The sequence below is a fragment of the Micromonospora yongxingensis genome (assembly GCF_052601155.1).
On sequence record NZ_JBQXEO010000001.1, the window covers coordinates 190006 to 214094 of the forward strand.

The 24089-nt window shown below is 72.9% G+C and carries 23 protein-coding genes; 17 read left to right on the top strand and 6 right to left on the bottom strand.

The window, feature by feature from the left end; all coding sequences use genetic code 11:
* Positions 1-5: 5 nt before the first annotated feature.
* Together ispF and ACTWLT_RS00875 are read left to right on the top strand one after the other, a co-directional pair.
* Positions 6-491 carry a 2-C-methyl-D-erythritol 2,4-cyclodiphosphate synthase gene (ispF, locus tag ACTWLT_RS00870; protein ID WP_252417481.1) on the top strand — a complete coding sequence of 162 codons (486 nt, stop codon included), beginning with the start codon at positions 6-8 and terminating at the stop codon, positions 489-491.
* Between the two features lie 10 nt (positions 492-501).
* Complete coding sequence (locus ACTWLT_RS00875; protein ID WP_445316739.1) at positions 502-1530, top strand: tetratricopeptide repeat protein; 1029 nt, start codon at positions 502-504, stop codon at positions 1528-1530.
* Between the two features lie 21 nt (positions 1531-1551).
* On the opposite strand, the gene ACTWLT_RS00880 is transcribed toward ACTWLT_RS00875, so the two are convergent.
* Positions 1552-2718 carry a homogentisate 1,2-dioxygenase gene (locus ACTWLT_RS00880; protein WP_445316740.1) on the bottom strand — a complete coding sequence of 389 codons (1167 nt, stop codon included), beginning with the start codon at positions 2716-2718 and terminating at the stop codon, positions 1552-1554.
* 94 nt (positions 2719-2812) lie between these two features.
* On the opposite strand from ACTWLT_RS00880, the gene ACTWLT_RS00885 reads away from it, so the two are divergent.
* The 8 genes from ACTWLT_RS00885 to ACTWLT_RS00920 all read left to right on the top strand — a co-directional run bounded on the left by ACTWLT_RS00885 (position 2813) and on the right by ACTWLT_RS00920 (position 9554).
* Positions 2813-3682: a hypothetical protein gene (locus ACTWLT_RS00885; RefSeq protein ID WP_445316741.1), complete on the top strand. Its 870-nt coding sequence runs from the start codon at positions 2813-2815 to the stop codon at positions 3680-3682.
* On the top strand, positions 3679-4875 hold the full coding sequence (gene fahA / locus ACTWLT_RS00890; RefSeq protein WP_445316742.1) for a fumarylacetoacetase: 1197 nt from the start codon (positions 3679-3681) through the stop codon (positions 4873-4875). Before ACTWLT_RS00885 ends, fahA begins: the two co-directional genes overlap by 4 nt.
* Before the next feature lie 221 nt (positions 4876-5096).
* The gene (locus ACTWLT_RS00895) at positions 5097-5306 is read left to right on the top strand and encodes a DUF397 domain-containing protein (RefSeq protein WP_252417480.1); all 210 of its coding nucleotides are present in this window, start codon (positions 5097-5099) and stop codon (positions 5304-5306) included.
* A 132-nt stretch (positions 5307-5438) separates the two neighbouring features.
* Entirely contained in the window at positions 5439-5921 is a 483-nt protein-coding gene (locus ACTWLT_RS00900) for an SRPBCC family protein (RefSeq protein WP_252417295.1), read from the top strand.
* Positions 5922-5998: 77 nt separating this feature from the next.
* Positions 5999-7252: an outer membrane protein assembly factor BamB family protein gene (locus ACTWLT_RS00905; protein WP_445316743.1), complete on the top strand. Its 1254-nt coding sequence runs from the start codon at positions 5999-6001 to the stop codon at positions 7250-7252.
* A gap of 58 nt (positions 7253-7310) precedes the next feature.
* Positions 7311-7844, top strand: coding sequence for a hypothetical protein (locus ACTWLT_RS00910; RefSeq protein ID WP_445316744.1), 534 nt, complete (start codon positions 7311-7313; stop codon positions 7842-7844).
* Between the two features lie 59 nt (positions 7845-7903).
* The gene (locus ACTWLT_RS00915) at positions 7904-8446 is read left to right on the top strand and encodes a hypothetical protein (protein ID WP_445316745.1); all 543 of its coding nucleotides are present in this window, start codon (positions 7904-7906) and stop codon (positions 8444-8446) included.
* A 139-nt stretch (positions 8447-8585) separates the two neighbouring features.
* On the top strand, positions 8586-9554 hold the full coding sequence (locus ACTWLT_RS00920) for a hypothetical protein (RefSeq protein ID WP_445316746.1): 969 nt from the start codon (positions 8586-8588) through the stop codon (positions 9552-9554).
* A gap of 61 nt (positions 9555-9615) precedes the next feature.
* Here ACTWLT_RS00920 and hisC read toward each other — a convergent pair whose 3' ends face one another.
* From hisC to hppD, 4 genes are read right to left on the bottom strand one after another with little or no spacing between them, the layout of a single operon-like run.
* Positions 9616-10719, bottom strand: coding sequence for a histidinol-phosphate transaminase (gene hisC, locus ACTWLT_RS00925; protein ID WP_252417293.1), 1104 nt, complete (start codon positions 10717-10719; stop codon positions 9616-9618).
* Entirely contained in the window at positions 10716-11681 is a 966-nt protein-coding gene (locus ACTWLT_RS00930) for an RDD family protein (RefSeq protein WP_445316747.1), read from the bottom strand. The genes hisC and ACTWLT_RS00930 overlap by 4 nt, the downstream gene beginning before the upstream one ends.
* Positions 11678-11839 carry a hypothetical protein gene (locus ACTWLT_RS00935; RefSeq protein WP_445316748.1) on the bottom strand — a complete coding sequence of 54 codons (162 nt, stop codon included), beginning with the start codon at positions 11837-11839 and terminating at the stop codon, positions 11678-11680. The genes ACTWLT_RS00930 and ACTWLT_RS00935 overlap by 4 nt, the downstream gene beginning before the upstream one ends.
* A gap of 11 nt (positions 11840-11850) precedes the next feature.
* Complete coding sequence (hppD, locus tag ACTWLT_RS00940) at positions 11851-13056, bottom strand: 4-hydroxyphenylpyruvate dioxygenase (RefSeq protein ID WP_445316749.1); 1206 nt, start codon at positions 13054-13056, stop codon at positions 11851-11853.
* Positions 13057-13195: 139 nt separating this feature from the next.
* Between hppD and ACTWLT_RS00945 the strand changes: the two genes are divergently transcribed.
* The 6 genes from ACTWLT_RS00945 to ACTWLT_RS00970 all read left to right on the top strand — a co-directional run bounded on the left by ACTWLT_RS00945 (position 13196) and on the right by ACTWLT_RS00970 (position 22401).
* Complete coding sequence (locus ACTWLT_RS00945) at positions 13196-13684, top strand: Lrp/AsnC family transcriptional regulator (protein WP_252417289.1); 489 nt, start codon at positions 13196-13198, stop codon at positions 13682-13684.
* A 104-nt stretch (positions 13685-13788) separates the two neighbouring features.
* Positions 13789-15234: an outer membrane protein assembly factor BamB family protein gene (locus ACTWLT_RS00950; RefSeq protein WP_445317034.1), complete on the top strand. Its 1446-nt coding sequence runs from the start codon at positions 13789-13791 to the stop codon at positions 15232-15234.
* Between the two features lie 149 nt (positions 15235-15383).
* On the top strand, positions 15384-17051 hold the full coding sequence (locus tag ACTWLT_RS00955; RefSeq protein WP_252417287.1) for a fumarate hydratase: 1668 nt from the start codon (positions 15384-15386) through the stop codon (positions 17049-17051).
* Between the two features lie 258 nt (positions 17052-17309).
* On the top strand, positions 17310-20291 hold the full coding sequence (locus ACTWLT_RS00960) for an AfsR/SARP family transcriptional regulator (protein WP_445316750.1): 2982 nt from the start codon (positions 17310-17312) through the stop codon (positions 20289-20291).
* 35 nt (positions 20292-20326) lie between these two features.
* The gene (locus ACTWLT_RS00965) at positions 20327-21736 is read left to right on the top strand and encodes a class II fumarate hydratase (protein WP_445316751.1); all 1410 of its coding nucleotides are present in this window, start codon (positions 20327-20329) and stop codon (positions 21734-21736) included.
* Between the two features lie 65 nt (positions 21737-21801).
* Complete coding sequence (locus tag ACTWLT_RS00970) at positions 21802-22401, top strand: GNAT family N-acetyltransferase (protein ID WP_445316752.1); 600 nt, start codon at positions 21802-21804, stop codon at positions 22399-22401.
* Here the strand turns inward: ACTWLT_RS00970 and ACTWLT_RS00975 are convergent.
* The gene (locus ACTWLT_RS00975; protein WP_252417283.1) at positions 22368-22913 is read right to left on the bottom strand and encodes a CGNR zinc finger domain-containing protein; all 546 of its coding nucleotides are present in this window, start codon (positions 22911-22913) and stop codon (positions 22368-22370) included. The genes ACTWLT_RS00970 and ACTWLT_RS00975 overlap by 34 nt on opposite strands.
* An 85-nt stretch (positions 22914-22998) precedes the next feature.
* Between ACTWLT_RS00975 and ACTWLT_RS00980 the strand changes: the two genes are divergently transcribed.
* The gene (locus tag ACTWLT_RS00980; RefSeq protein WP_445316753.1) at positions 22999-23964 is read left to right on the top strand and encodes an EamA family transporter; all 966 of its coding nucleotides are present in this window, start codon (positions 22999-23001) and stop codon (positions 23962-23964) included.
* The last annotated feature ends 125 nt before the right edge of the window (positions 23965-24089 follow it).

Genomic DNA, 24089 nt, shown 5'->3' on the forward strand with positions numbered 1-24089 from the left:
CTCTGATCATGATCGTTCCCCGGGTGGCCATCGGCACCGACGTGCACGCCTTCGAGCCTGGCCGGCCGTGCTGGGTGGCGGGTCTGCTCTGGCCCGACCAGGACGGCCTGGCCGGGCACTCGGACGCCGACGTGGCCGCGCACGCCGCCTGCAACGCGCTGCTCTCCGCCGCCGGCCTGGGCGATCTCGGCTCCGTCTTCGGGGTGGGCCAGCCGGAGTGGGCCGGCGCCACCGGCGTCGCCCTGCTGACCGAGACGGCTCGGCGCGTGCGGGCCGCCGGTTTGGAGATCGGCAACGTGTCCGTGCAGGTGGTCGGCAATCGGCCGAAGATCAGCCGACGCCGCGAGGAGGCCCAGCAGGTGCTCTCCGCTGCCGTCGGTGCGCCGGTGACCCTCTCCGCGGCGACCACCGACGGGCTCGGTTTCACCGGCCGTGAGGAAGGGCTGGCCGGTATCGCGGTGGCCCTGGTGTACGACGCGCCGGCCACCTAGGCTCGCCGCGATGTCCAGCGAACCCGCCCCCGACCAGTCCGCCGCCGACGGCTACCTCCAGCGAGCCCAGCTTCTCGCCGAGCTCGGCCGCCACGACGAGGCGGCCGGGGAGCTGACCTACGGCCTCGCCCTGCAGCCCGACGATCCCGACGTGCTCACCATGCTGGCCCGGGTGCACCTGGCCGCCGGCCGGCCGGCCGACGCGCTCACCGCCGCCGACGCGGCCGTGGCCGCCGCACCGGAGGCGCTCCCGGCCCTGGTCGCCCGAGGCATGGCGCTGGCCGACCTGGAGCGTTACCCCGAGTCCGCCGCCACCGCTGACCGGATCCTCGCGCTCGGCCCGGCCGACGCGTACGCGCAACGCAGCGCGGCGGCGATCCTGGCCGGCGCGCGCAACGGCCAGCCGGCGCTGAACGCGGCCTGGCGTGGGGTCGAGCTGGCCCCGGAGGAGCCGCAGGCGCACCTGGTGCTCGGCCTGGTCGCCGCCCGGCTGGAGCTGTTCGATCTGGCCGAGCGGGCCTACCGGGAGGCGTTGCGGCTCGACCCGCGCCTCGCCGAGGCCCGACACGACGTGGGCGTCATCCGGCTGGAGCAGCGCCGCTGGTCGGAGGCGCTGGAGCACCTCGCCGAGGCGGCCACGATCAGCCCGAAGCGGATGGACTCGGGGCGGACCATCGCCCACGGCCTGCACCGGCTGGTGCTCTACGGCGCGGGCTGGTCGCTGGTGGCCGCGGTGGTGGTGGCGTTCGCCGCCTCGGCGAACGACGGGTTCTCCCGCCTCTTGGCCGTGGTCGCCGCGCTCACCGGTGGCGTCGTGGTGTGGCAACTGGCGGCCCGGCTGCCGGGGCTGACCCGGACCGTCCTGCCCGAGCTGCTGCACTCGGACCGGTCGCTGGCCCTGGCGATCTACGCGGTGGGAGCCGCTCCGGTGCTGCTGCTGGTGTACGCGCTCTTCGGCTCGCCGTGGCCGCTGGTGCTGGCCGTCGCCGCCACCGCGGTCGCCGAGTTCGCCATCTTCACCCGCACCGCCATCCGCTGACCCGGCGCGCGGCCGGCCAGCTCAGGCGCGACGTGCCCACGTCCAGGCGTAGCCGTCGTCCTCGCAACTGGGGGCGGCGTCGCAGAGGTCCAACGGGCGGAAGGTGTCGACCATGACAGCCAACTCGTCGAAGTAGTCCGCGCCGATGGAGCGCTCGGCGGCACCCGGCTGGGGGCCGTGGGTGAAACCGGACGGGTGCAGGGAGATCGAGCCCTGCTCGATGCCGGAGCCGCGCCGGGCCTCGTAGTTGCCGCCGGTGTAGAAGAGCATCTCGTCGGAGTCGACGTTGTGGTGGTTGTAGGGCACGGGGATCGAGTCCGGGTGGTAGTCGACCTTGCGGGGCACGAACGAGCAGATGACGAAGTTGGGGCCCTGGAAGGTCTGGTGCACCGGCGGGGGCTGGTGGATCCGGCCGGTGATGGGCTCGAAGTCGTGGATGGAGAACGCCCACGGGTAGAGGTGCCCGTCCCAGCCGACCACGTCGAACGGGTGGTGGGCGTAGACGTAACGGGTCCAACCACGCCGGTGGCGCACCAGTACCTCCGCCTCCTCGCCGTCGACGAGCAGCGGGGCGTCCGGGCCGCGGACGTCGCGCTCGCAGTACGGCGAGTGCTCCAGGAACTGGCCGCGTACCGAGAGGTAGCGCTTGGGCGGGCCGATGTGTCCGGACGCCTCAATGGTGAGCAGGCGGACGGGCTCGTCACCGGTGGGTACCAGCCGGTGGATGGTCGAGGTGGGGATGACGACGTAGTCACCGGCCACCGCCTCCAGCACGCCGAACGGGGACTCGACCCGCAGCGTGCCCGCCTCGACGTAGAGGCAGTGGTCGCCGGTGGCGTCGCGGAACAGCGGCGAGGGCTGGTCGGCGAGCACGTACCCGATCCGGACGTCGTCGTTGGCGAGCAGGTACTGCCGGCCGAGGATCGGGTCGGCGCCGCCGGTGTCGAGCTTGTGGGTGCGCAGGTGGCGGGGCTTGAGCGGCAGGTTCGGCGTCCGGGTGAACTCCGGTGGGGTGAACTCGTCGGCGGCCAGGATCGCGGTGGGCGCGTGCCGGTGGTAGAGCAGGGACGAGTCGGAGGAGAAGCCCTCCTGGCCCATCAGCTCCTCGGCGTAGAGGCTGCCGTCGGGCTGGCGGAACTGGGTGTGGCGCTTACGCGGCACCTCGCCGACGCTGCGGTAGTACGGCATCTCGCCTCCCGATATGTCCCGTTCACCGGCCGGAGGCGTCCGATAGTCGGACGCTGTTGTCCGTTCCTTGTAGCGTCCCGTACATTCTTGTTCCGTGTCAACGCAGGTGCCCGCACTCCTCGACGGCCTGGTGGACGACGCCGCCGTCTTCCCTCCGGGCAGCGCCGCGCTGCACGAGGCGCTGGCCGCCCACCGTCGCCACCGCACCGCCTGGTACGCCGACCTGGTCGGCCCGCTGCTGGTCCCGGCCTCGACCCTGGCGCGCGGCGACCTGAGCGGCCTCGTCGACCCGGGCGAGGGCCTGGTGGTCGGCGTGATCGGTGACACCGGCATCGGGAACCTGCCCTTCGCGCTGTCGTTCCTCGCGCCGGACGGCGTCACCGCCCGACAGGTCGAGGTCGCGGTCGCCCGGCGGGGCGAGGACCCCCTGCCCGGCATCGCCGAGCTGCTGCGGGTGGCCGACTCCCTGCCGGACGTCGAGGCCGTCTACGCCGAGCTGCCGCTGACCTTCGGGCTGATGGGCGCGTTGGACGCGCTCGCCGCCGCCCGGGCCGACGGGGTGCCGGTCGCGGCCAAGTTCCGCACCGGTGGGCTGGCCGCCGAACTCTTCCCCACCCCGGCCGAGCTGGCCGCGGTGATCTGCGCCTGCCGGGACCGCGACCTGCCCTTCAAGCTGACCGCGGGGCTGCACCAGGCGGTCCGGCACCTCGACCCGGAGACCGGGTTCACCCACCACGGCTACGCCAACGTGCTGGCCGCGACGCTGGCGGCGGCCGAGGGCGACGGCGCGGGCCCGGTCGCGGAGCTGCTCACCGTCGCCGACCCGCGCCCGCTGCTGGAGCGGACGACCGGCCGGCTGGACGCACCCCGCCCGCTCTGGGTCGGCTTCGGCTCGTGCAGCATCCTGGAACCACTGACCGATCTGATCCGGCTGGGGCTGGTGAACGGGGGCTACGACGCATGACCTGGGTGACCGGCGCCGACGGTTCGCCGTACGGGGTGACGAACCTGCCGTACGGGGTGTTCCGGCAGGACGGGGGCCGGCCGCGGATCGGCGTGCGGATCGGGTCGTGGGTGTTCGATCTGGCCGGGGCGGAGGCCGCCGACCTGGTGCTCGCCGCCGGCGCGCTGTGCCGGCCCACCCTGAACGAGTTCATGGCGCTGGGTCGTCCGCAGTGGACGGCGGTGCGGCAGCGGATCACCGAGCTGCTGACCGACCCGGCGCACCGGGGGGCGGTGGAGCCGCTGCTGGTGCCGCTGGACGAGGTGGAGCTGCTGCTTCCCGTCGAGGTCGCCGACTACGTCGACTTCTACTCCTCCGAGCACCACGCGTCGAACGTCGGGCAGATCTTCCGCCCGGGCCAGCCGCCGCTGCTGCCCAACTGGAAGCACCTGCCGATCGGCTACCACGGGCGTGCCGGCACGGTGGTGGTCTCCGGCACGCCGGTGATCCGCCCGACCGGGCAGCGCGCCTCCGCCGAAGGCCCGGTCACCGGCCCGTCCGTACGCCTCGACATCGAGGCGGAGGTCGGCTTCGTGGTCGGTGTGCCCAGCCCGTTGGGCACGCCCGTGTCCGTCGACGACTTCGCCGATCACGTCTTCGGGGTGGTGCTGGTCAACGACTGGTCGGCCCGTGACATCCAGGCGTGGGAGTACCAGCCGCTCGGCCCGTTCCTGGGCAAGTCCTTCGCCACCTCGGTCTCGGCCTGGGTGACCCCGCTGGACGCGCTCGCCGACGCCTTCGTACCGGCCCCCGACCAGGATCCGCCGGTCGCCGACTACCTGCGCGACGTGCCCCACGTGGGGCTGGACCTCCGGCTGGCGGTCGAGTGGAACGGCGAACGGGTCAGCGAGCCGCCGTTCGCCACCATGTACTGGACGCCGGCACAGCAGTTGGCGCACCTCACCGTCAACGGCGCCTCGCTGCGCACCGGCGACCTGTACGCCTCGGGCACCGTCTCCGGCCCGGACCGTGGGCAGGTCGGCTCGTTCCTGGAGCTGACCTGGGGCGGGGCGGAGCCGGTGAAGCTCGGCGACGAGAGCCGCACCTTCCTCGCCGACGGCGACACGGTGACCATCACCGCCACCGCTCCCGGCCCGGACGGCACCACCATCGCCCTCGGCGAGGTCACCGGAACGGTCCGCCCGGCCCGCTGAGTCGCCGGGCCACCAGACGGACCGGGCCGCCGGGAACCGCGTTGGTCACCCACCCGACAGACCCGTCTCGTCGGCGGGACTGTTGATCGCACCCGCTGTGCGATCACCGATCCGGATTTCCCCGTTGATCGTCCCGGATTCCGTCGCCCCGCCGCGCGGTACGGGCCGGTCGTCTGGCCGGCAGCGGTGGGGCATCCCATCGCACACGGAGGTAGATGACGATGCACGATCTCGCGGGCGCGGTCTGGCGTACCAGCAGCCGTTCCAATGACCAGGGGCTCTGCGTGGAGGTGGCGGACAACCTGGTCGACGTCCTCGGTCTGGTCGCGGTCCGCGACTCCAAGGACCAGGCCGGTCCCACACTGGCCGTCAGCCCGCCGGGATGGACAGCCTTCATCGGAGCGATCCGGGCCGGCCGCTTCGAGCGCTGACCGGCGCCGGTCGACGACCGGCGCCGAGCAACCACCGAAATGGACAGCGTGGCCTCCGGGCGGTGGAAATTCCGTCCCGGGGGCCCCGTCCAGCCCTCACCCCGCGTACCGTCGGGATCACGGGAGGGTGGCATGTCGACGGTGGCGGTTACCGGGTTCATCGAGGCGCACGCTGTCGATGTGTGGCGTCTGCTGACCGACCTGCCCGGCCGCGCCTCCCGGCTGACCGCCGCCGGCCCGGTCGAGCTGCTCACCCCCGGCCCCTTCGGGCCGGGCACCGCGTGGCGCGAGGAGCGCGCCCAGCCGGGCGGCGGCACGCTGACCGAGGAGTTCCTGGTGGTGGAGGCGCTCGCCCCCCATCGGCTGGTCCTCTGCTCCTCCGGTGCCGGCGCGGATTACCGGATCACCTGGAGCCTGCGACAGGTCCGGCGTCGCCGCCGCGGCTGCACGGCGGTCACCGTCACCCAGGAAGCGGTGCCGACCGCCCCGTACGGCCGGGTCGTGGCCCTGCTCCTCGGCGGGCTCGCCGCCCGGGCGGTCGAGGTGGCACTCCGCCGTGATCTCGCGGATCTGACCGTCGCGGCCCATGCCGCCGGGTCCGCCGAAGCCGCCTGACCTCGACACCCCAGTCGGCGTGACCTGACCGGGGTCCGGCCGGTTCCGCTGGGTAGGGTGCCGGGCGGAGGTGCGGCATGGGGTTCCCGAAGGGCCGGCGACGGCTCGTGGCGGTGGTGGCGGCGCTGCTGGTTAGCGCGGCGGTCGCGGTCATCGTCCACCGGGTGCTCGCGCCGGCCGAGGTCAGCACGGTGGCCCGGGGCGAGTACCCGGCCTTGGCCGAGCCACCCGCCGGCGTGGTCGGTCGGCTGCCGGTCGCCCCGCTGATCGTGGACGGCCGGCTGCGGGTGTACGCCGCACACCGTCAGGTCTATGCCGACCGCCCGGTCGACGGGCGGCACCGCACCACCCCGTACTGGTCGTACCGGCGCTGGCCGGCCGAACTGACCGGGGTGGTGGCGGATGGCACCACGGTGGTGAGCCGGTGGTCCGACGGTCAGTTGGTCGCGCTGGACGCGCGAACCGGCCGGGTGGCCTGGCTGGCTGACGGCCCGGTGCCGACGGAGGAGCACACTTCCCGGCGAACCGGTGCCGCGACCGTCTGGGCGCCGGCCGGGCTCTACCTCACCCGCACACCGGACGGCCGAGCCGTGCTCGTCGTCAGCGGCTCGGGTGAGGCGCGCGGGGTCGATCTCGCCGGCGGGCGCGAACTCTGGCACACCGCGCTGGCCGCGGAGTGCCACCGTGACGTCGGCACCACCCCCGACGGGCAGTTGGTCGGCGTGGACGCCTGCGCCGGCCCCGCAACGGTCGAGTTCCGGGACGCGACGACCGGTACGGTGACCAACCGGTGGCGCCCGCCAGGGGCGACTGACGAGTTGGACGTCGCTCCGGTGGGGTGCCGGAGCGGCCGGTCGGAGTGTCGGGCGCTGCGTACCGCCGCACCCGGGGGTGCCGGTGGCAAAGGCTGGCTGGTCGGCCCGGGCGAGCCGGCGCCCGCGCCCGCGCTGGACCGGCCTGACACGGAGCTGGTCGGCGACCAGGCCATCGCGGTCGTCGACGGGGCGGTGGTCGGCCGGTCGGCGCGGACCGGCACCGAACTGTGGCGTCGCGCGGACCTGGGATCAGGGCGGGTCATCGCCGTCCAGCCCGGTCGGGTGCACCTGCTGACCGACAGGAACGACCTGGTCACGCTCGATCCCGCGACGGGTGCCGAACGATCCCGCTTCACCTTGAACGCCGGCTCGGACGGCACCGGCTGGGCGCCGGGCGCCGTGTACGCGGTGGACGGCTATCTGGCGGTGGAGCGGCTCCGGAGGCCGGTGGACCCCGACGCGGACGACCAGCGCTACTTCTTCACCTCCGAGCCGTTGATTCTCGCCTCGACGTGACGGACCTGCCCGGATCAGCCGCTCGACAAAACGGACATAAGTTACCTATAGTCTCACTGTGCGACTCCTGGCGGCCCTGTCGGGCGCGATCATCATTCTCGCGACTCCCGCACCGGCTGACGCCGCGCCGCCCTCCCGGGCGGTGGAGCTGGCGCGGACGGTCGGGGTCGACATCACCGTGCCCGCCTCGGTGAACCTGGGTGCGGGCATCGCAGGCGGCACCCTGACCCGCCAACTCGGCACGGTGGAGGTGAGCGACTTCCGGGGGCCGGTGAACCCGAACACCTGGGTCGCCACCGTCTCCGCCACCATCTTCATCACGGGGGCGGGCGGCGCGCAGCGGACGATCGACAAGAGTCGGATCTCCTACTGGTCGGGCCCGGCGACGCGCAGCACCGGCGGTGGCACCTTGGTCCCTGGGCAGGTCACATCGGCCCAGGCGGTCACGCTCGACGTGATCCGGGAGTCGTTCCGCAAGACCGGCGGCAACGGCAACAACACCGTGGCCTGGGTGCCGACCGTCCGGGTGGCGATTCCGACCGGCATCGTCGCCGGCACGTACCGCGGAACCATCACGCATTCCGTCGCCTAACGGGTGGTTTGTCCGTAAACCTCCTAATTCACTGCACGTTGCGATCTAGGTTTCCAGTCATGAAGAAGCCACTTCTTGCCCTGACCGCCGCCGCGGCCACCGTGGTGGCGCTTGCGACGCCCGCCGCGGCCGCGCCGACCGGCGACACCATCGTCACCTTCACCGTCGCCACCGCCGATCTGAACATCACCGTCCCGGCGGCGGTGAACCTCGGCGCCGTCTTCGCCGGCTCCACCATCACCGGTGAAATCGGCACCGTGACGGTCACCGACCAGCGGGCCGCTCTCTCCGCCACCTGGACCGCAACGGTGAGCGGCGGCTCCTTCACCACCGGCGCCGGCACTCCCGAGGAGACCATCGTGCCCGCGCTCGTCGAGTACTGGTCCGGGACTGCCACCAGCACCACCGGCACCGGCACCTTCGTGCCCGGCCAGCCCACCCAGGCCGACGCGGTGAACCTGAGCGTGCCCCGGGTGGCCTTCCTGAAGACGTCGGGCGCCGGCAACAACAGCGCCAGTTGGGCTCCGGACATCCGGATCACCGTCCCCTCCACCGCGGTCGGTGGCACCTACTCGGGAGTGATCAGCCATTCGGTGGCATGACCTGGTACGCACCATCGCCCTGGCCGTTACCGCCCTGGTCGCGGCCGGGGCGGAGGTCTCGGTCACGCAACCCGTGTCCGCTTCCGTCAAGCGGCCGCCGGCACTCGCCGAGCCCCGGACGCCCGAAGCCGAGGTGCCCGTGACCTCCGACGCGGCACCGCCGCACGGGACCCCGCAACCGTCGGTCACACCGAGTCAGGACGAGCCGGCCGCCGGGGTGGGGATACGGCTGCTCGACGCCCCGGTGAACCGGCGCGACGACACCCGGGCGCACAAGTACATCGTCGACCACGTCAAACCCGGCACCACCATCAAGCGCCGGATCATGGTGGAGAACTCCTCGGAGATCCACCGCAGGATCGCCCTCTACGCCGCCGCCGCGGGTGTCAGCGGCGACGGCTTCGAGTTCGCCCCGGACCGGACCGAGAACGAGCTGAGCAGCTGGATCGCGGTCGAGCCGGGCGAAGAGGCGCTCGCCACGGACGAGGAGACCGAAGCCCTGGTGACCATCACCGTGCCGCGCGACGCCGAGGCCGGCGAGCGGTACGCGGTGATCTGGGCGGAGGTGTCCGGCGTGGACGGCCGGAACGTCCGGAACATCGGCCGGGCCGGCATCCGGGTCTACCTCTCCGTCGGCCCCGGCGGAGAGCCGCCGTCGGGCTTCGAGGTGGGCCCGCTCACCGGCGGCCGGGACGCCGGCGGCACGCCGTTCGTGGCCGTCGAGGTACGCAACACCGGCCAGCGGGCGCTCGATCTGGCTGGTGAACTCTGGCTCAGCGACGGCCCGGGTGGCCTCTCCGCCGGGCCGGTCAAAGTCGAGGCGGAGACGCTGCCACTGGATGGCCGGACGGCCATCCGGGTGCTGCTCGACCGGCGGCTCCCCGACGGACCCTGGACGGCGAAGCTCGCCCTGGCCAGCGGCTGGACCAAACGCACCGCCACCGGCACGGTCACCTTCGGCCCGGCACCCGTCGCGGCGAGCAGCAGCGACCGGTCGGAGCAGGTGCTCACTGGTGGCCTGGTCGCGTCGGGCCTGGTGTTGGCGCTCTTCGGGGTCTTCGCGTACCGCAGACGGGTCCGGTTCCGGCAGCCCATGCCGGCCGCCTGATCGTCCGGTCAGTCCGGTCCGCACCGCAAGGGACGGCGGACCGGACCGAGTGCTAGACAGGTCAGGTCAGCGCCGCCTCCGCGGCAACCAGGAACGCGTCGTTCTCGACCGGGGTGCCGATGGTGACCCGCACCCCGTCACCCGGGAACGGCCGGACGATCACCCCGCGCGCCTCACACGACTTGCCGAACGCCACCGCCCGCTCGCCCAACGGCAGCCAGACGAAATTGGCCTGGCTGGTCGGCACGTCGGGCACGAACTTCCGCACCGCCTCGGTCACCCGGTCCCGCTCGGCGACGACCAGGGCGCACCGCCGCTCCATCTCGCCGGCCTGGGTCAGCGCGGCGAGCGCGCCGGCCTGGGCAGCCGTGCTGGTGGAGAACGGGGTCACCACCTTGCGGATCGCCGCCGCGACCACCGGCTGGGCGACCAGCCAACCGACCCGGAGCCCGGCCAGGCCCCAGGCCTTGGACAGGGTGCGCAGCACCGCCACGTTCGGCCGGTCCAGGTAGTCGAGCCCGTCCGGCACGTCCGGGTCGGTGACGAACTCCCGGTACGCCTCGTCGATGACCACCAGCACGTCGTCCGGTACCGCATCGAGGAACCGGTCCAGCTCGGCACGGCGTACCGCGGTGCCCGTGGGGTTGTTCGGGTTGCAGACCAGGATCATCCGGGTCCGGTCGGTCACCGCCGCGGCCAGCGCCGCCAGGTCGTGCCCGTGCCCGGCGTCGTTGGGCACCCGCACGCTGGTCGCGCCGCTGGTCGCCGCGATGATCGGGTACGCCTCGAACGACCGCCACGCGTAGAGCAGCTCGTCGCCCGGCAGGCAGGTGGCCCGGACCAGGTGCTCGGCGAGCGCCACCGACCCGCAGCCGGTGGCGATGCGGTCGGCGTCGACGCCGTACCGCTGGGCCAGCGCCTCACGCAGCGCCACCACGCCCATGTCCGGGTAGCGGTGCGACGCGGTGATCGCCTCGGTGACCGCCTCCACCACGCCGGGCAGCGGCCCGTACGGCACCTCGTTGCTGGCCAGCTTGATCGCCTCCGGCAGACCCAGCTCGCGTGCGAGGTCCGCGGGGCTGCGCCCCGGTACGTAGTTGGGCAGCGCGTCCAGGTCGGCGCGGGTCAGCCGCAGCGCCGGCTGCTGACGTCCGGAGTCGGTCATGGGGTGTCTCCCGAGGGCTGGTTGCGGTCGTTCGGGGCGGCGGAGCCGGTGGTGTGGGGGAGTTGGACGACCACCGTCTGCGCGCGCTTGTCGTGCAGCGCCTGACGCAGCGGGTGGTCGAAGAGGGGGGAGAGCGCGTCGACCAGTTGCAGCACGAGGCCGAGCCCGGCGCAGTACCAGAGCAGGGTGGGCAGGCCCAGCGTGGTCCACCGGCGCAGCGCCCGGCCGAAGCCCAACGGCTGGTCGGCGGCGAGCGGCACCGCGCGGATGCGCATCACCCGCTTGCCGACGGTCTGCCCGCCGGCGGCCATGGCGGGCACCTCGTACGCCAGCCAGAGGGCGGTGGCGATCATCAGGATCACGATCTGGAGAAGCCCGGCCTGCTCGCCGATCGGCGGCAGCCCTTCGGTGGAGGTGTTGCCCTCCAGCGCTCGCCGCATCACCTCCCGCCAGTACGGCAGCAGCTCCTCGACCAGCCGCCAGACGAACCAGCCGTTGACCACCGCGTTCAGTGCGAAGACGATGCCGAAGTCGATCAGCCGGGCGGTCAGCCGGCGACCGTAGCCGGCCAGCTCCAGACCGTGTGGGCGCGGCTCTGGCGGCCGCCCCGGCCACCCCGGCGGGCCGTCCTGCGGAACCCAGCCCGGCGGGACACCCTGCGGTGCCCAACCGGGTGGGCCGGCCTGCGGCCCCCAGCCCGGACCCTGCCCAGGCTGCGGACCGTACCCCGGTTGCGGGCCGGGGTGCTGCGGCCAGCCCGGCGCGGCGCCCACCGGGCCGGGGGTGGCCGGCGTGGTGGGGGCGGCCGGGGTGACCGGCACGGGCGGGGGCTCGACCGGGGGTGGTCCCTCCGGCGGGGTGGCGTCGACGGGGATGGGCGCACCGAGCCAACCCTCGCCGTCCCAGTACCGCCGGGTCTCGGGGTCGGCGGGGTCCACGTACCAGCCGGGTTGCACGCTCACCCGGACACCTTAACGACGATCGTCCGGGCGACCCCGTCGTGGAGGTACTGCCGGGGCACGGCGTACCCCCGGGGGTGTGGACCGGGCGGCGCGAGGCCGCCGGCGGTGGGCGGGGGCCCACCGGCCGGCGGCGTCGGGTACGACGGAGGCTGCGTCACGCCCGCAAGTGTTACAGGTTGCCCCGGGCTTCCTGCTCCCGCTCGATCGCCTGGAAGAGCGCCTTGAAGTTGCCCTTGCCGAAGCCGAGCGAGCCGTGCCGCTCGATCAGCTCGAAGAAGACGGTCGGGCGGTCCTGCACCGGCTTGGTGAAGATCTGGAGCAGGTAGCCGTCCTCGTCCCGGTCGACCAGGATCCGGCGGGCCTTCAGCTCCTCGATCGGCACCCGGACGTTGCCGATCCGGGCGCGCAGCTCCGGGTCCTCGTAGTACGAGTCCGGGGTGTCGAGGAACTCCACCCCGGCGGCGCGCATCGCGTCGACGCTGGCCAGGATGTCGTTCGTGGCGACCGCGATGTGCTGGGCGCCCGGCCCCTGGTAGAACTCCAGGTACTCGTCGATCTGCGACTTCTTGCGGGCGATCGCCGGCTCGTTCAGCGGGAACTTGACCTTGCGGGTGCCGTTCGCCACGACCTTGCTCATCAGGGCCGAGTAGTCGGTGGCGATGTCGTCGCCGATGAACTCCGCCATGTTGGAGAAGCCCATCACCCGCTTGTAAAACTCGACCCACTCGTCCATCCGGCCCAGCTCCACGTTGCCGACCACGTGGTCGACGGCCTGGAAGAAGCGCTTCGGCTGGATGCCGGCGTCGATCATCGGCTGCCGGTCCACGATCGGGCCGCGGGCCACGAAGCCGGGCAGGAACGGGCCGGTGTAGCGGGACCGGTCGACCAGCGTGTGCCGGGTGTCGCCGTACGCGGCGATGGCGGCGAGCCGGACCGTACCGTGCTCGTCGGTCACCTCGTGCGGCTCGACCACGCCGGCGGCGCCCTGCGCGATGGCGTGGGCGTACGCGCTGTCGACGTCCGGCACCTCCAGGGCGATGTCGCTGACTCCGTCGCTGTGCCGGGCCACGTGCTCGGCGCCGTCGGCGTCCGGGCGCACCGCGCCGGTCAGAACGAACCGGGCGGAGCCGCTGGTCAGCACGTACTGGGCGTGGTCGCGGTAGCCCTGCTCCGGCCCGCGGTACGCCACGCAGGTCATGCCGAAGGCGGTGGAGTAGTAGTGCGCGGCCTGCTTGGCGTTGCCGACCAGGAAGTGCACGTGGTCGAGGCCCCTGACCGGGAACGGGTCGTGGCTGATGTCGTGGTCGACGGCGCCGACGAGCTGGTCGACGTCGACGTCCTCGGTCGACTGGGGTCGGTCGATCGCCTGGGTCATGGTGGCCTCCCTCGCGTACCGGCCGGCCTCGTGGGCCGCCGTTGTCGGTTGCTGTGGCGAGGATCGCGCTGCCGCCCCCGGCTGGGCAACTGTCGGAGTAGATGCTGGTCAGGTTGCACATTCGGTATGGTCCTAACCCATGAACGGTGAGCAGGCTGTACAGCTCGACGCACTCGACGTGCGCTTGATCGAACTGCTCGCCGACGAGCCGCGGATCGGGGTGCTGGAGTGCTCCCGGCGGTTGGGCGTGGCCCGGGGCACCGTGCAGGCCCGGCTGGACAAGCTCGTCGACCGGGGTGTCATCCGCGGCTTCGGCCCGGACGTCTCACCCGCCGAGATCGGGTTCGGGGTGACCAGCTTCGTCACCCTGGAGATCAGTCAGCGGCAGGGCCACGACCCGGTCACCGCCCACCTGGCCGCGATCCCCGAGGTGCTGGAGGCCCACACGATCACCGGCTCCAGCGATCTGCTCTGCCGGATCGTGGCCCGCTCCAACACCGACCTGCAACGGGTCATCGACCAGATCGTCTCGTTCGCCGGCATCACCCGGGCGTCGACGATCATCGCGTTGGCCGAGCAGATCCCGTACCGCACGCTGCCCCTGATCCGCAGCGCCGTACGACAGTAGGGGCCCGCCGTCCGGTCGCGCGGGCCCCTGTTAACACCTCCGGCCGCAGAAAGCGCGGCGACACGGCGGCGCGGGCGTACGGAAGATCCGTGATCGTGGCTACGGTGTGCGGTGTGGCGAAGGGGAGCGTGCGCGGTGGCCTGCTGCTCGGCCTCGCCGTGGTCGTCGCCCTCGCCGCCACCGGGGTGTGGAACCCTTTCCCGGGCCTGTGGGACTGGGTGGACCGCAGCCAACCCATCTCCGATCCGGACGTGGTCTGGCAGCAGCGGGTCGGCGGCACGCCGCGCAGCGTGACCATCGCCGGCGACACCGTGGTGGTCGAGCAACGCACCCGGGTCGAGACCCGCAGCCTCGCCACCGGCGACAAGCTCTGGGAGCGCAAGGCCGACTGGTCGGCGGTCGCCGGCGGCGACCGCGACCCGGTCGTCGCCGTGGGCAAGCTGCTGGTCAAGGGCTACGAACTGCTCGACCCGACCACCGGAGCGACCCGGCGGCGCGACGACGACGCGGTGGCCGTCTGGACCTACCGGAACCTGCTGCTGGACGCCCACTGCACGGACGCCACCGACTGCACCCTGAGCGCCTGGGACCCGCGCGGCACCGCACCACTGTGGACGGCCTTCCTGCCCGGGGTGCACAGTGGGCTACTCGCCGACAACCCCGGCCTGCGGGGCACCCGCCGGCTCACCGCCACCCGGGTCGACGACGGGGTTGCCGGGCCAGAGCCGGCACCACCGCTGCTCGGCTTCCCGGTCGACGGCCGCGTGCACGTGGTCGACACCGCCACCGGGCGCGTGCTGCAGAACGTCGAACCGGGCCAGGACGAGCGGCTCTCCGTGGTGGGCGGCCGGATGCTGCGGATCGTCGCCCGCTCCCAGGACGGCAGCTGCTACTTCGCCATCTCCGCGCGGGACCCGGCGACCGGCCAGGAGGCCTGGCAGCGGGCCGGGGTCAACCTGCGCACCGCCGACAGCGCCGGCTGCGTCCAGCGGGAGGACCCGCAGGGCGCGCGGAACGTCCTGATCGGCGTCGGCCCGGACGGCCGTGAGGCGGTGATCGACGGGTACGACGGGCGCCTGCTCTGGGTCGGCGAACCGAACGCCCGGCTGATCGCGGTCGACGACCGTTACGCGGTGTTCCGGGCCGCCGACAAGCGGTCCGTGGTGGCGCGGGAGCTCGGCACCGACCGCGTCCTGTGGACCCGGCCCGCCAGCGGCAAGGCGGGTGCCGCGCTCACCCCGTACGCGGCGGTGGTCGCCGACGAGAAGCCGAACCGGTTGGTCGCCGTGAACCCGCGAACCGGCCGGGAGCTGGCCGCCCTGCGGACGTCCGCCAACGCCCTCGCCGTCGGGCCGCAAGGCATGATCATCGGTGAGGGGCGGGAGATCGGGTACGTCCGCTTCGGCGCCACCGGCGGCGGCCCTGCCCCGCCGCCCGGCGACGGCGGCATCCCCGGCCCGGGAGGCACCGGTTCCAACCCCGACGACGGCGGCACCTGCGGGCCCAAGCGGGAACTCTGCCCCGACCCGGCCGATGGCAAGGACGGCTGAGCTCGCGGTCCGTCGGGGCGTGCCTCGCCCTGAGTGGCGGTGCCCGGGAGGGGTCGGAAGCGCGGGCCCACCCGGCGGATGAGAGCGGCGTCCCACGAGCAGCCCGGCGGGTGGGAATGATCGACCGGTCTGCCCTAGGCTTGCCGCTCATGAGCAGTGCCGCCGCATTCTCGTACGCCCCCCTGCTGCCCACCGGCCCCGACCAGACGGACTACCGCCTGGTCACCGACGAGGGCGTGGACGTCGTACACGGCCCGGGAGGCCGCCGGTTCCTCACCGTGGAGCCGGCCGCGCTCACCGCGCTGACCGCCGAGGCGATGCACGACATCGCGCACTTCCTGCGACCGGCGCACCTGGCCCAGCTCCGGGCGATCATCGACGACCCGGCCGCCTCGCCGAACGACCGGTTCGTCGCCCTGGACCTGCTGCGCAACGCCAACATCGCCGCCGGCGGGGTGCTCCCGATGTGCCAGGACACCGGCACCGCCATCGTGATGGGCAAGCGCGGCCGGCACGTGCTGACCGACGGCGCCGACGCCGAGGCCATCTCCCGGGGCGTCTACCAGGCGTACACCAGGCTGAACCTGCGCTACTCGCAGCTCGCCCCGCTGACCATGTGGGACGAGCGGAACACCGGCAGCAACCTGCCGGCCCAGGTCGACCTGTACGCCGAGGACCCGGACGGGCACCCCGACGCGTACAAGTTCCTGTTCATGGCCAAGGGCGGCGGCTCGGCCAACAAGTCGTACCTCTACCAGGAGACGAAGGCGCTGCTCAACCCGACGCGGATGATGCAGTTCCTGGAGGAGAAGCTGCGGCTGATCGGCACCGCCGCCTGCCCGCCGTACCACCTGGCCGTCGTCATCGGCGGCACCTCCGCCGAGTACGCCCTGAAGACCGCGAAGTACGCCAGCGCCAAGTACCTCGACGCGCTGCCCACCGCCGGCTCGATGAGCGCACACGGCTTCCGTGACCTGGAGCTGGAGGCTCAGGTGCTGGAGCTGACCCGCAACTTCGGCATCGGCGCGCAGTTCGGTGGCCGGTACTTCTGCCACGACGTACGGGTGGTCCGGCTGCCCCGGCACGGCGCCTCCTGCCCGGTGGCCATCGCCGTCTCCTGCTCCGCGGACCGGCAGGCGGTTGCCAAGATCACCCCGTCGGGCGTGTGGCTGGAGCGGCTGGAGACCGACCCGGCGCGCTTCCTGCCCGACGTCACCGACGACTCCCTCGACGCCGAGATGGTCGTCCGGGTCGACCTGAACCGGCCGATGGACGAGATTCGCGCCGAGCTGTCCAAGTACCCGGTGAAGACCCGGCTGTCGCTGTCGGGCCCGCTGGTGGTGGCCCGCGACATCGCCCACGCCAAGATCGCCGAACGGCTGGACGCCGGCGAGCCGATGCCGCAGTACCTGCGGGACCACGCGGTCTACTACGCCGGCCCGGCGAAGACGCCCGAGGGTTACGCCTCGGGCTCGTTCGGCCCGACGACGGCCGGCCGGATGGACGCCTACGTGGAGAAGTTCCAGGCCGCCGGTGGCTCGCAGGTGATGCTGGCCAAGGGCAACCGGTCGGGCCAGGTGACCCGCTCCTGCCAGCAGCACGGAGGCTTCTACCTCGGCTCGATCGGCGGCCCCGCGGCACGCCTCGCCCAGGACTGCATCAAGCACGTCGAGGTCCTGGAGTACCCGGAGCTGGGCATGGAGGCGGTCTGGAAGATCGAGGTGGAGGACTTCCCCGCGTTCATCGTCGTCGACGACAAGGGCAACGACTTCTTCGCCGAGGTCACCAAGCCGGTGCTCACCGTCGGCCGCCGCTGACCCGGCCGACACGCGAGGGGCATCGGGCTGATCGGCCCGATGCCCCTCTGTCGTCCGTGCACTACCGACATCGGTGCGCCCGCCCCGCTGGGGTGGAACGGGCGCACCGCCCCCGTCGGATGTCGTCACCGACAACCCGGAGCGAGTCTCCGGGTTGTCGCTGTCGATCCGCTCTCAGATCACTATCGACGGATCGGGGCGATCCGTGACCGCCGGGCTACTCTGCTGGAAGTTGCACGGTCAATGCGGGGGAAGCAGATGCGGTTCGGGATCCTGGGGCCTCTGCGGGTCGGCGGTGGCGAGTCCACCGTCACCGCCGGTCGCGACCGGATCGTGCTCGCCATGCTGCTGTTGCGCGCCAACCGGCTGGTGCCGGTCGAGGAGCTGGTCGACGCGGTCTGGGAGGAGCACCCGCCGGTCACCGCCCGGGCACAGTTGCAGACCTGCGTGTCGCGGTTGCGGCGCCGGTTCGCCGAGCTCGGGTTGGCGCCGGAGACCATCGTCACCGACCCTGCGGGCTACGGCGTCCGTACCGGGCCTGCGGAGCTGGACGCCGAGGTCTTCACCCGGGGTGTGGAGGCAGCCCGTGCAGCGGTCACGGCCGGGCGGTTGACCGACGCCCGTGACCGGTTCCGTGCTGCCCTGGCGCTCTGGCGGGGGCCGGCGCTCGGCGGCATCCCCGGCCGCAGCGTCCGCCGTCGTGCGCAGGCGCTCGACGAGCAGCGCCTCACCGCGTTGGAGGAGTGCGTCGACGTCGAGCTGCGCCTCGGGCGCGCCGCCGAACTGATCGAGGAGCTGACCGAGAGCGTCGACCAGCACCCCCTGCGGGAGCGGCTGCGGGTCCACCTGATGCTCGCGCTCTCCTCGGTCGGCCGGCAGGCCGACGCGCTCGCGGTCTACCGGGAGGGCCGGCGGATCTACGCCGACGAGTTGGGCATCGAGCCGGGCGCCGAGTTGCAGGAACTGCACCAACGGGTGCTCGCCGGCGACCTTGCCCTGGCCGGCCGGGAAACCCGCCCGGTCGCCCCGGTCCGCTCGCTGCCTCGCGCCATCGGTGACTTCACCGGCCGGCAGCAGACGGTCGCCCGCCTGGTCAAGGAGGTGGAGGAGAACGTCACCCAGATCCAACTGATCGACGGGATGGCCGGCAGCGGCAAGACCACCCTCGCCGTGCACGTCGCCACGGCTCTCGCTGGCCGCTACCCGGACGCCCAGCTCTTCATCGACCTGCACGGGCACAGTGAGCGCAGCCCGTTGACGCCCGGCGCGGCCGTGGCGACCCTGCTGCGTCAGCTCGGGATTCCGGCGGAGCGGGTGCCGGTGAACCTGGACGACCGGCTGGCGCTCTGGCGGACGGAGCTGGCCGGCCGGCGCGCCCTGGTGGTGTTCGACAACGCGGCCAGCGCCGACCAGGTGACCCCGCTGCTGCCCAACAGCCCGCGCTGCCTGGTCCTGATCACCAGCCGCCGTCGGCTGGTCGGGGTGGACGAGGGACGACCGTCGTCACTACCGGTGCTCGACGCCGACGAGGCCGTCGAGCTGCTCGGGCGGGTGGCCGGCGCGGACCGGGTGGCGGCGGAGCCGGAGGCCGCCGCCGAGGTGGTCCGCCGCTGCGGGCACCTGCCGCTGGCCATCCGGCTGGCCGGCGCCCGGCTGGCGCACCGCCCCCGCTGGCGGATCGCCGACCTGGCCGAGCGGCTGACCTCCCGGCGGGACCCGCTGGCCGAGTTCGAAGCGGGCGAGCGGTCCGTAGGCCGCGCCTTCGCCCTGTCGTACGCCCAGGTGTCGCCGGCGGCGCAGCGTGCGTTCCGGCTGCTGGGCCTGCACCCGGGGGTACGGTTCGACAACCCGGTCGTCGCCGTTCTCGCGGAGCTGCCCCTACCCGAGGCGCAGGACCTGCTGGACGAGCTGGTCGACGCGCACCTCGCGGAGGAGGCGGAGCCGGGCCGGTACCGGCTGCACGACCTCGTCCGGGAGTACGCGCGGACGCTGGTCGCCGGGCCGGAGCGGGCCGCCGAGCGACGGGACGGTGTCGAGCGACTGCTCAGCCACCACCTGCACGTCGCCGCGGCGATCGCCCAGAGGACGGAGCTGTCGTCGGGTCACTCGCTGACGCTGTTGCCCGAGCCGGTCCGCCCCGACCTGGTCGCGCTCGTCGCGGAGCAGGGTCGGGCCTGGTTCGACGAGAATCTGCCGGCGTTGAGCGCCCTGGTTCGGCTCGCGGATGCGGAAGGGTTTCCCCGCCACTGCTGGCAGTTGGCGCGGGCCTGCTGGCACGCCCAGTTCGAGGGCGGTCGGCTCGACGAGCTGATCGAGACGCACACCGTCGGCCTGCGCGCCGCCGAGGAGTTGGGTGACGACGCGGCGGTGGCGATGACGCTGAACTACCTCGCGTCGGCTCACTACCGCCTGGGCGGGTTCTCGGAGTCGATCCGACTGATGGAGAGGGCGGTCGACCTCTACCGCCGGCTCGGGTCGCGTCGCGATGTCCGTAACACGCTGGGCAACCTGGGCACCGCGCACGCCGCCAACGGCGACTACCGCCGGGGCCGGGAGTGCTACGACGCGTCCGCCGCGTTGGCGCGGCGGATGCAGGACTCGGTGGCGCTGGCGCACGTGCTCAACAACCTGTCGATCGCCCTGCTCCTTTGGGGCCGGCACGAGGAATCCCTGCGCACGGCGAGACGCCACCTGGCCCTGGGCCGGGAGATCGGCGACCCGCGGCAGATCGGCAACGCCTTCGGGCACCTGGGCATGATCCGGCACCGGATGGGCGACCTGGCGCCGGCCGCCCGGCTGCTGAGGGTGGCGCTGCGTCTCAAGAGGCGGGCCGGTGCTCGTTTCGGCGAGGGCGAGGTGCTCAACGAGATCGCGACCATGGAACGGGAGGCCGGTCACCCGGAGCGCGCCGCCGACCTGCACCGCGCGGCCCTCGTCGCGATGGCCGAGGCGGGGGACCGGATCGCCCAGTGCGCCACGCGCAACCTGTTGGCCCGGGCGATCCTGGATCAGGGTGACGTGACCAGCGCCCTCGACCTGCACCGCCGGGTGCTCGCCGACGCCACCCGGTTGGCCGCCCGTCAGGAGCAGTCCCGGGCGCTGGTGGGGATGGCCCGCTGCGTTCGGTACACGGACCCGGCGGCGTGCCGCGCGCACCTGGTCAGGGCGATGTACCTGTTGCGGGAGATCGACTCGCCGGACCAGCGCGAGGTGGAGCAGTTGCTGGCCGAGTTGGACTGACGGATCATCTGCAAGTCGGCGACGGGCGCGGCAGGATGGTACGCGTGACGACTCCAGAGGCGACCGGTTACCGGATCGAACGTGACTCGATGGGTGAGGTGGAGGTGCCCGCCGAGGCGCTGTGGCGGGCGCAGACCCAGCGTGCGGTGCAGAACTTCCCGATCTCCGGGCGGGGCATCGAGCCGGCCCAGATCAAGGCGCTCGCCCAGATCAAGGGTGCGGCCGCGGAGGTCAACGGCGAGCTGGGTGTGATCGACGCGGACGTGGCGTCGGCCATCGCCGCGGCCGCGGCCCACGTGGCCGACGGCGGCTACGACGACCAGTTCCCGATCGACGTGTTCCAGACGGGGTCGGGGACGTCGTCCAACATGAACGCCAACGAGGTGATCGCCACCCTGGCCACCCGGGAGCTGGGCCGGGACGTGCACCCGAACGACGACGTCAACGCCTCCCAGTCCAGCAACGACGTCTTTCCGTCCTCGATCCACCTGGCCGCCACGCAGTTCATCGTGGAGGATCTGCTGCCGTCGCTGACCCACCTCGCGGAGGCGTTGGAGGCCAAGGCGGCAGAGTTCGAGACCGTGGTCAAGGCCGGGCGTACGCACCTGATGGATGCCACCCCGGTCACGCTGGGGCAGGAGTTCGGTGGGTACGCCGCCCAGGTCCGCTACGGCGTCGAGCGGCTGGAGGCGGCGCTGCCCCGGTTGGCCGAGCTGCCGCTGGGTGGCACCGCCGTGGGCACCGGGATCAACACTCCGCTCGGCTTCGCCGCCGCCGTGATCGGCAAGCTGCGCGAGTCGACCGGGTTGCCGCTGGCCGAGGCGCGCAACCACTTCGAGGCACAGGGTGCCCGGGACGCGTTGGTGGAGACCTCGGGGCAGCTGCGGACGGTGGCGGTCGGCCTTTACAAGATCGCCAACGACATCCGCTGGATGGGCTCCGGTCCCCGGGCGGGCCTGCGGGAGCTGCGCATCCCCGACCTCCAGCCCGGCTCCTCGATCATGCCGGGCAAGGTCAATCCGGTGGTCGCCGAGGCGATGCGGCAGGTCTGTGCCCAGGTGATCGGCAATGACGCCACGGTCGGCTTCGCCGGTTCGCAGGGCGACTTCGAGCTGAACGTGATGCTCCCGGTGATGGGCCGTAACCTGCTGGAGTCGATCCGGCTGCTGGCCGCGACGAGCCGGCTGTTCGCCGACCGCCTGGTGGCCGGCGTGGTCGCGGACGCCGAGGTCTGCCTGGCGTACGCCGAGGGCTCGCCGTCGATCGTCACCCCGCTCAACCGCTACCTCGGGTACGACGAGGCCGCTTCGATCGCCAAGGAGGCGCTGGCCCGGCAGACCTCGATCCGCGAGGTGGTGATCTCCCGGGGGCATGTCGACTCGGGCAAGCTCAGCGAGACCCAGCTCGACGAGGCGCTCGACCTGCTCCGGATGACCCATCCCTGACCGTTGGTCGCTGGAGGGCCGGAAATCGGCTCGACGGTGTCGGTTCGCGGCGCGATGATCCCGTTATGGGCGGAGTAGACGAGGGCCTGCCGCCGGTGACCGAGCGGCTGCGGTTCCGGCGGCTCGCCATGGCCGACGTGGGCGCGTTGGTCGAGCTGGACAGCGATCCCGAGGTGATGCGCTTCCTCACCGGTGGTGTCGCCACCCCGCCGGCCACCGTCCGGGACGAGCAGTTGCCGAGGCTGCTGGCCCAGTACGACCGGCACCCGGGGCTCGGCCGGTGGGCGGCGCTCGACCGGGAGACCGGCGCTTTCCTGGGCTGGTTCGCGCTCGACCCGTCGACGGACGGCACGGAGGCCGAGCTGGGCTACCGGCTGCGCCGCTCGACGTGGGGGCGTGGGCTGGCCACCGAGGGTTCCCGGGCGCTGGTCCGGTACGCCTTCGCCACCGTCGGTGTGCGCCGGGTCTGGGCCGAGACGATGGCGGTCAACGGACGCTCCCGGCGGGTGATGGCGAAGGCGGGCCTGCGCTACGTACGGACCTTCCACCTGCACTGGGACGACCCGATCCCGGGCACCGAGCACGGCGAGGTGGAGTACGAGCTGCGGGCCGGGGAGTGGGCGGACACCGTTCAGGAACGGCCGGCCGCCCGCCGGGCGCGGTAGGCGGTCACGGCGGCGCGGTTGCCGCACCCGGCGTCGCAGAACCGGCGCGACCGGTTGCGGGACAGGTCGACGACCACGTTGTCGCAGTCCGGGTACTCGCAGATCCGCAGCCGGCTCAGCTCCCCGGCACGGACCAGGTCGGCCATCGCCATCGCGGCCTCCACCGCGATCCGGGTGGCCAGCGGCGCATCCCGGGGCACGGCGTGCAGGTGGTACGGCTCGTCGTCGTGCTCGATGAGCTGTGGCAGCGCCCGGTGTTCGAGCAGCAGGCCGTTGACCACGGCGACGATCTCGGCGGGCTCGGCGTACCAGATGCGGCGCAGCCGGGGCCGCAGCTCCCGGACGGCGCGCAGCTCGGCCTCGGTGTGCTCGTGCCGGCCGCTGTAGGAGTGCCGGACGAAGAACGCGTCCAGCGCGGCGATGTCGGGCAGCAGTTCGCCGTCCCGGCCCGCCGTGTTGACGAGCGCGGCGGCGGCGATCAGCGAACATTCGGTGTCATGAGCGAAAAGCAACTTGACTCCTGTCACAGTGGCCGCCTAGCGTCATGAGCACAAGGATAGTTTGCTCATGACACCGTGCCGTCCCGAGGAGCGCGAGATGCAGTCACGACCCGCCGCCGGTGCCGCGCTGGCGCTGCTCTCCGCGGTCACCTTCGCCACCTCGGGCACCTTCGCGAGGTCGCTCATCGAGGCCGGCTGGTCGGCCGAGGCCGCGGTGATCGCCCGGGTCGGCGTGGCCGCCCTGGTGCTGGCGATCCCCGCGCTGCTCTCGCTGCGCGGCCGGTGGCACGTCCTGCGGCAGAACACCGCGGCGATCGGAATGTTCGGGCTGCTGGGCGTGGCGCTGGCCCAGGTCTGCTTCTTCAACGCGGTGCGCTACCTGCCGGTCGGCGTCGCGCTGCTGCTGGAGTACCTGGGCATCATCCTCGTCGTGGCCTGGATGTGGCTGCGGCACGGGCAGCGCCCCCGCCAGCTCACCGTGGCCGGATCCGTGGCCGCCCTGGCCGGGCTGGCGTTCGTGCTGGACCTCGCCGGCACCGCCGACTTCCACCCGGTGGGCGTGCTCTGGGGGCTGGGCGCCGCGCTCGGTCTGGCCGGCTACTTCGTGCTCGCCGGTCGGGTCGACCCCCGGTTGCCCTCGGTCGCCATGGCCAGCGGCGGGATGGCCGTCGGCGCCGCCGCTCTGCTCATCATCGGGCTGACTGGTGTGCTGCCGCTGCGGGCCACCTTCGGTGAGGTCACCTTCGCCGGGCAGCGCACCAGCTGGCTGGTGCCCATCGTCGGGCTCTCCCTGGTGGCTGCCGTGATCGCGTACCTGGCCGGTATCGCCGGCACCCGGATCCTCGGCCCCCGGCTCTCGTCGTTCGTGGGGCTGACCGAGGTGCTCTTCGCGGTGCTGATCGCCTGGCTGTTCCTGGACGAACTGCCCACCGCCTGGCAGTTGTTCGGCGGCGCGATGATCGTCGCCGGGGTCGCCCTGGTGCGCCTCGACGAGCTGCGCGGGTCGCCGTCGGCGCCGGCACCCGCCGCGCCCGAGCCCGCGCTGGCCACCGACAGCCGATAGGCGCCGTGGTGTTCGGCGGGCTGGCCTGCGCGCTCGGTGTGGTTGTACCGGCACGGCCTGCCCCGCCCGACCGGGTGCGTACCCGACGCCGCAGTGTCCACCGTGGCCGATCTTCCGGTGGTCTG